The 8492-nt window shown below is 71.8% G+C and carries 1 protein-coding gene; it reads right to left on the reverse strand.

Annotated elements, in window-relative coordinates:
- The coding region (locus CFP71_RS40980; RefSeq protein WP_143267267.1) for a non-ribosomal peptide synthetase at positions 1 to 8492 on the reverse strand (8492 nt) is incomplete at both ends.

The following is an 8492-nucleotide window of genomic DNA, read 5'->3' on the forward strand; positions in this document are numbered from 1 at the left end:
CGGGACGACGACGCCCTTGGGCCGCCCGGTGGAGCCCGACGTGTAGATCACGTAGGCCGGGTGGCCGGGCAGCAGCGGCCCTCGACGCTCGGCGGCGGTCAGGTCGCCGTCGCCGAGTTCCGCCAGTTCGGCCGCGACATCGGGATCGTCGAGCACGATCCGGTCCGGCCCGTGGTCGGCGAGGCCGGTGGCCCTCTCCATGAGCACGAGCCCGGGCCGGGCGTCGTCCACCTGGTATCCGACACGCTCGGCCGGATGCGCGGGGTCGATCGGCAGATAGGCGCCGCCCGCCTTGAGCACCGCCAGCAGCGACACCACCAGGTCGGCGGAGCGGCCGAGGCACACCGCGACGGTCGACTCCGGTCCGACGCCGTGCCGGACGAGCAACCGGGCGAGCCGGTTGGCCCGCGCGTTCACCTCGGCGTAGCTCAGCCGGGTGCCGTCACCGTGCAGCACCGCGAGCGCGTCGGGCGTCCTCGCCACCCGCGCCTCGAAGGCTGACGGCACAAGCAAGGCCGGCGGCGGAGCGTCGGTGCGATTCCACTCCTTCACCACCAGCCGCCGCTCGGCCGGATCGAGCAGGTCCACCGCGCTCAGCCGGGCGCCGGTGTCCTCGGCGAGCAGGCTCAACGCCTTGACCAGACAGCGCGCGAGGCGGTCGGCCGTGTCCTGGTCGAACAGATCGGCGGCCGCGACGAGCATGCCCGCCATCCCGGCCGGCGCACCGGCCGCGTCGAAGGTCTCGCCCATCGACACATCGAGATCGAACTTCGCCGCCACGTCACCGGCGGGCAGCGAGCCAAGCTTCAGGCCGGGCAACGTCACCGCGGACCCACCGCCCGCGTTCTGCAGGGTCAGCATGACCTGGAACAACGGATGCCGGGCCAGCGACCGGGCGGGCGCCAGCTCCTCGACCAGCTTCTCGAACGGGACGTCCTGGTGGGACAAAGCGGCCAACGACGTGGAGCGGACCCGGCCGAGGATCTCGGCGAACGTCGGGTCGCCCGCCAGATCGGTCCGCAGCACGAGCGTGTTGACGAAGAAGCCGACGAGGTCGTCCTGCGCCTGGTCGGTGCGTCCCGCGACCGCGACCCCGATGGGGACGTCGGTACCGGCGCCCAGCCGCGACAGCACCGTGGCCAGCGCGGTCTGCACCGCCATGAACAGGGTCACTCCCCTGTCCTGCGCCACCGCCCGGAGGCGCCGGTGCAGCCCGGCCGGTATCTCGATCGGGGTGAGCAGGCCGCGATAGGACGCGGTGGCCGGACGCGGCCGGTCGGCGGGCAGGTCCAGTTCCTCCGGCGCCCCGGCGAGGGCGTCACGCCAGTAGGCGACCTGGCGGGAGAGCACGCTGCCCGGATCGTTCTCGTCGCCGAGGAGTTCGCGCTGCCAGAGCGCGTAATCCGCGTACTGCACGGGCAACGGGGTCCACGCGGGGTCCGTGCCCCGCAGTCGCGCGGTGTACGCCGCGGCGAGGTCGCGCGACAGCGGCTCCATAGACCACGCGTCCGCCGCGATGTGGTGCACGGCCAGAACCAGGACGTGGTCTTCCGGCGTCACCGCGAGCAGCGTCGCCCGCACCGGCGGTTCGGCGGTCAGGTCGAACGGATGTCCCGCCGCTTCGGCGACCTTCTCGTCGAGATCGCCGGCCGTCACCTCGACCACGTCCAGCGCGAACGCGGACTCGGCCACCGAAAGCACCCGCTGGTACGGCTCACCGTCGGCCAGCTCGAACACGGTGCGCAGCACCTCGTGCCGCTCCACCAGATCGCGCAGCGCCGCGCCGAAAGCCGCCCGGTCCAGCGATCCGGTCAGCCGCACCGTCAACGGGATGTTGTAGGTCGGGCTCGGGCCCTCCAGCCGCCCCAGGAACCACAACCGGCGCTGCGCGAACGACAACGGCACCCGGTCCGGCCGCTCCCGCGCCACCAGGGCCGTCCGGCCCGGGACGCCCAGTGACGCCGACGCCGCCAGGTTCGCCGGAGTGCGGGCCTCGAACAGCGTGTGCAGCGGTACCTCCACCGACAGCACCACACGCACCCGGCTCGTGAGCTGGATCGCCAGCAGCGAATGCCCGCCCAGCTCGAAGAAATCGTCGTCCATCCCGACCGAAGGAAGGCCCAGCACCTCGGCGAACACCTGGCACAGCAGCTCTTCCGTGGCGTTCGCGGGAGCGCGGCCCGCGCTGCCCGAGTACTCGGGCGCCGGCAGGGCCGCCCGGTCCACCTTGCCGTTGACCGTGAGCGGAAGGGTCTCCAGCTCCACGAACGCCGACGGGACAAGGTATTCCGGCAGCCGCTCGACTGCGTACGCGCGTGCCCTGGCCCCGACGCCCGCGCCCGGCTCGGCAGGGACCAGGTAGGCGACCAGCCTCTTGTCGCCCGGCACGTCTTCGCGGACCAGCACGGCGGCCTGCGCCACCACCGGATGCGCGGCGAGTACGGCCTCGACTTCGCCCGGCTCCACCCGGTACCCACGGATCTTCACCTGCTCGTCGGCCCGCCCGACGAATACCAGACGGCCGTCCGGAGTCCACCGGACCAGGTCACCGGTGCGGTACATCCGTGAACCGGCGGCGCCGAACGGGCACGGCACGAAACGCTCGGCAGTCCACAAAGGACGATCCAGGTAGCCGCGCGAGACACCGGCACCGGCCACGTACAACTCACCGGCCACCCCGGCCGGAACGAGGCCGAGGCCGTCGTCCAGCACGTAGACGCTCGTGTTGTCCAACGGCCGCCCGATCGGCAGCACACCCGCCACCTCGCCGGGATCGGCCACCTCGTACTGGGTGGCGCACAACGTCACCTCGGTGGGCCCGTACAACTGCCGGACCGTGACGCCGGGATTCGACTCCAGTACCCGCCGGACCGCCTCCGCCGGGACCACGTCGCCGCCGGTCAGCACCTCCCGCACACCGGCGAGACAGGACGGATCCTCGTCGACGAGCACGCGGAGCAGACCGGCCGTCAGGTGCACATGGGACAACTCGTGCCCGGTGATCAGCCGCCGCAGTACGGTCGCGTCCACGCGTTCGGCCGGCGCCACCACCACGGTGCCGCCCGACAACAGCGGGACCCACAGCTCGTACGACGACGCGTCGAAAGCGTGCGGCGCGTGGAACAGCACCCGGGGTGTCGCGCCCCAGCAACGGTCCTTCGCCAAGGCCACCACATCTCGATGCGTGGTCACGACACCCTTCGGCACCCCCGTCGACCCGGAGGTGTACATCACGTAGGCGGCTTGTCCCGGCGGGCATCGCGGAGGCAACGCGGCGGCTTCGGTCCCGGAGCCGGCCCAGATCGTCGGGATCCCCAGTCCGTCCAGGATTTCGTGATGCGCCGTCGGTTCGTGCACCACCAGCGACGCGGCCCCCGAACCCTCGACCACCGCCCGCAGCCGCTCGACCGGCCAGCCGACGTCCAGCGGCACGTACGCCCCGCCGGCCTTGAGGATCGCCAGCAACGTCACCACCAGCTCGGCCGACCGCTCCATCAGCACCGCGACGGGCGATTCCGCGCCCACCCCCGAGGCCACCAGCGTCCGCGCGAACCGGTCCGCGCGGTCGTCGAGTTCGGCGTATCCGAGCGCCACTTCACCGGACACCAGAGCGGTCGCTTCCGGGGTGCGGGCGACCTGCGCGGCGAACGCCTCCGGCACGGAAACGTCCGAGACGGCCGAGGCGGTGTCGTTCCAGTCCACCACCAGCCGGTCGCGGGACCGGGTGTCCAGCACGTCCACGGCGGTGAACGGCGTCTCCGGGGCGGCGGCGAGCGCGGTGACCAGGTTGCCGAGACACGTGTGCAGGAGCGCGCAGACCTGGTCGGGGTCGGCGGGCGCCACGGCGTTGACGGTGATCGCGAAACCCGGGCCGTCGTTGTCGATCGACACGTGGAGCGGATAGTTCGTGTGTTCCCGGGTGAAGACCGTCCGGACGCCTTCGATGCCGTCGCCGGGTTCGGGCTCCTCCTGGTTGTGCCGGTAGTTGAACAGCGACGTGACCAGCGGGCCGCCGCCGGGCAGTTCGGCCGCGGCCTGCGCCGACGCCAGCGGCGCGTGCTCGTGGACCATCAGGTCGGCGAGCTGACCCCGCATCGCGGCCAGCGCCCCGGCCACGCTCGTGCCGGCGAGCCGCGTCCGCACCGGCAGCGTGTTGAGGAACAGCCCGGGCGCGCGGTCGGCTCCCGCGCCGGCGTTCATCCGTCCGAACAGGAGCGTGCCGAACACGACGTCGTCGCGTCCCGAGACCGCGCCGACCACCCGTGCCCACGCCAGGTGGAACAGCGTCGCCGGACTCACGCCGAGCGTCCGTGCCACTTCGCGCGTCCGTGCGGACAGGGCGTCGTCCACCCGCAGGTGGGCGAGCGCGGCCGCGGCGCCGTCCCCGTAGGTGTTCAGAAGGCCGTAGGGCGCGGTGGTTTCGGTGACACCATCGAGCAGTTCGGTGAAATAGCGTTCGTGGTCGGCCTGGGACACCCCGCCCCGGGCCTGGGTGACGAACTCGCGGAACCGGGACGGCGGCGGCAATTCGCCCGCCCGTCCGGCGAGGAACGCCTGCAGGTCCTCGACTATCACGTCGAAGGTGGTGTGGTCCTGGATCAGATGGTGGATGCGCAGCAGGACCAGCCAGCCGCCCGCCGGATCGGCGGCGACGTAGACCCGGATGAGCGGGGCCTCGGTCAGCTCCATCCTGCCGTCGCCCGCGGCCAGGAGCTGGTCGACGGGGCTCGGTCCGGCCGGGTCGAGCGTGATCTCCTCGACCGGCAGCCGCGCGTGCCGGGAGACCACCTGGACGGGGTGCGGGAGTCCTTCGGACAGGATCGCCGTGCGGTAGATGTCGTGCCGGTCGACCAGCCATCGCAACGCGACGAGAAAGCCTTCGAGGCGTTCCCGGGTGTCGACCGCCAGCACGGTCGGTGTGGCGTACACGTCGGTGCCGTCCCGGCCTGCCAGCAGATAGTGGAAATAGATGCCCTCCTGCAAGGGCGCGAGCGGGTACACGTCCTGCACGTCGGCCGCCCCGCCCGGGAGCGACGCCGCGACCAGCTCCACCGCGTCCGCGGTCAGGTCGACCAGCGTCAGCATCTCCGGCGTCAGCTCGGTGGCGCCTTCCGGGATCAGGTTCGGCGGCACCTCGACCCAGCCGACCCCCGCGACCGCGGCCAGCCCGGCCGGGGTCGGCGTGGTGAACAGCGCTCGCACCGACACCGAAACCCCACGCTGCCGCAGCCACTCCACCAACGAGACCGCGAGCAGCGAATGACCGCCCAGTGCGAAGAAATCGTCGTCGACACCGACCCGATCCAGGCCCAGCACTTCGGCGAACGCCTGACAGAGAAGTTCCTCTTCGGTGGTGGCCGGAGCCCGACCGCCACCCGCCGCATAAGCAGGCGCGGGCAGCGCCGCGCGATCCAGCTTTCCGTTGCCGGTCAACGGCAACGACTCCAGCACCACCACCGCCGACGGCACCAGGTACGACGGCAACCGGCTCGCCGCGAACCCGCGCACGGCTTCCGGTGAGACGGACGCGTCCGCGGCGGGGACCACGTAACCCACCAGCCGGACATCGCCCTCGACGTCCTCCCGCGCGATCACCGCCGCCTGCGTCACCTCCGGATGCGCCGCCAGCACGGCCTCGACCTCACCCGGCTCGATCCGGAAGCCGCGGATCTGCACCTGGTCGTCCGCCCGGCCGGCGAACACCAGCCTGCCTTCGGTGTTCCAGCGGCCCCGGTCCCCGGTCCGGTACATCCGGGCGCCCGGAGCACCGAACGGACACGCCACGAACCGCTCACCGGTCAAACCGGGGCGACGCACGTAGCCCCGCGCGACCTGCGACCCGGCCACGTACAGCTCACCCACGACACCCGCGGGTACCGGCCGCAACCACTCGTCCAGCACGTACACCGACAGACCCGGGATCCCCCGGCCGATCACGCTCCCGTCGACGCCGGGAAGGAGATCGAAATGCGTGACATGCACGGTGGTCTCGGTGATCCCGTACATGTTCACCAGCCGGGGACCGGAGACGCCCACCCGCTCCCACCAGTCGCTCAGCCGCGCGGGATCCAGTGCCTCCCCGCCGAACACCACGGTCCGCAAGCTGTCCGAACCGGCCGTCTCCATCAGCTGGTAGAACGCCGACGGCGTCTGGCTCAGCATCGTGACCCGTTCCCGCACCAGCAGATCGGCGAATTCCCGCGGCGAACGCGACACGTCGAACGGAACGACGACAACACGGCCGCCGTGCACCAGCGGACCCCACAGTTCCCACACCGAGAAGTCGAACGCGAACGAATGGAACCACGACCACACGTCATCGGCGCCGAAATCGAACAAGCCTTCCGTGGCGGCGAACAAGGCGACCACGTTCCGATGCGGCACCACCACACCCTTGGGCGTCCCCGTCGAACCCGACGTATAGATCACATACGCCGCGTGCTCGGGGCGTACCGCGTCCGACCGGACCGGCGCCACGTCATCCCGGAAGCCGTCCGCCACCACGGCCGGAACACCTTGCGGCACCAGCGAAACGCAATCCGGCGTCGTCACCACGCAGACCGCGCCCGCGTCCGCGAGCACGAACCCGATCCGATCCGCCGGGGACTCCGGATCCAGTGGCAAGTACGCGCCACCCGCCTTGAGCACGGCCACCATGGACACCACGAGCTCGGCCGACCTCGGCGCGACCACCCCGACGACCGACTCCGGGCCGACACCGCGGTCCCTCAGCAGGCGCGCCAGACCGTTCGCCCGCGCGTCCAGTTCCGCGTACGACAGCTCGACGTCTCCGGCCGTGACGGCGATCGCTTCCGGCGTCCTCGCCGCCTGTGCCTCGAACAGCGCCGGCAACGTCGTCTCGGGGAACGGCGGTCCCGCTTCGTTCCAGCTGTCCAAAGTGGACAGTTCGGCGGCGTCGAGTACGCCGATCTCGCCGAGCCGCAGCTCCGGCCGACGGGTCACCTCGTCGAGCACCCGGGCGAACCAGGTGACGATCCGGTCCGCGGTGCTCCGGTCGAACAAGTCGGCGGCCACGACGAGCGTTCCGCGCAAACCGGCGGGCGCGCCTTCCTCGTCGAATGACTCCTCGAAGGCCAGGTCCAGATCGAATTTGGCGGGCACCGCGCCGGTGGGCACCATCGAGGTCCGCAAGCCGGGCAGCCCGGCGTCGGGCCCGGCGGTGTTCTGCACGGTCAGCATCACCTGGAACAGCGGATGCCGGGTCAGCGAGCGGACCGGGGCGAGCTCCTCGACCAGCCGCTCGAAGGGGACGTCCTGGTTCGCCAGCGCCGCGAGGAGGTTTTCCCGTGCCCGCCACAGAACTTCGGTGAAGACCGGGTTCCCGGACAGGTCGGCACGCAGGACGAGGGTGTTGACGAAGAACCCGGCCAGCTCGTCGAGGGCCTGGTCGGTACGCCCCGCGACGGCCGTGCCGATCGGGATGTCCCGTCCGCCGCCCAACCGCGAAAGCGTCACGGCCAGCGCGGCCTGCAACACCATGAACACGGTCACGCCCTCGGCGTCCGCCAGCGCGTGGAGCCGCCGGTGGAGTTCGGCGGGAAGCTCGGCCTCGGCGACATGGCCCCGGTGGGACGGCTCCGCCGGACGCGGCCGGTCGGTGGGCAGGTCCAGCACGTCCGGCGCGCCCGCGAGCGCGGCCTTCCAGTGGTCCACCTGCTGTGAGATCACGCTGCCGGGATCGTCGTCGTCACCGAGCAGCTCCCGTTGCCAGAGCGCGTAGTCGGCGTACTGCACCGGCAACGGCGCCCATCCGGGGGCCGCGCCGTCCAGCCGTGCCTCGTAGGCCAGCGAAACGTCGCGTGCCAACGGCGCCATCGACCAGGCGTCGCCCGCGATGTGGTGCACCACCAGGACCAGCACGTGCTCGTCCGGTGCCACCGCGAACAGCGAGGCGCGCACCGGGATCTCCGCCGCGAGGTCGAAGGCGTGCGTCGCGGCCTGCTCCACCGCGGCCGTCAGGTCGTCGGCGGGTACTTCCACGACGTCCAGCGCGAACGCGGACTCGTCCGCCGGAAGCACCCGCTGGTACGGCTCGCCGTCGGCCAGCTCGAACACGGTGCGCAGCACCTCGTGCCGCTCGACCACGTCGCGCAACGCCGCCGCGAAAGCCACCCGGTCCAAAGTCCCGGTCAGCTTCAGCCCCCACGGGATGTTGTAGGTCAGGTTCGGACCTTCCAGCTGCCCCAGGAACCACAACCGGCGCTGCGCGAAAGACAACGGCACCCGGTCCGGCCGTGTGCGCGCCGCGAGCGCGGCCCGCCCCGGCGCGGCGACCTCGGCCAGCCGGGCCGCCAACCGCGCGGGGGTCCGCGCCTCGAACACGGTCCGGATCGGCAGTTCGACGTCCAGGAGCGCGCGGATCCGGCTCACCACGCGCATCACCAAGAGCGAATGCCCGCCGAGGGCGAAGAAGTCGTCGTCCATCCCGGCCGTCGGCAGCCCCAGGACATCCGCGAAGGCCCGGCACAGCA

This window comes from Amycolatopsis thailandensis, assembly GCF_002234405.1.
GTDB lineage: Bacteria > Actinomycetota > Actinomycetes > Mycobacteriales > Pseudonocardiaceae > Amycolatopsis > Amycolatopsis thailandensis.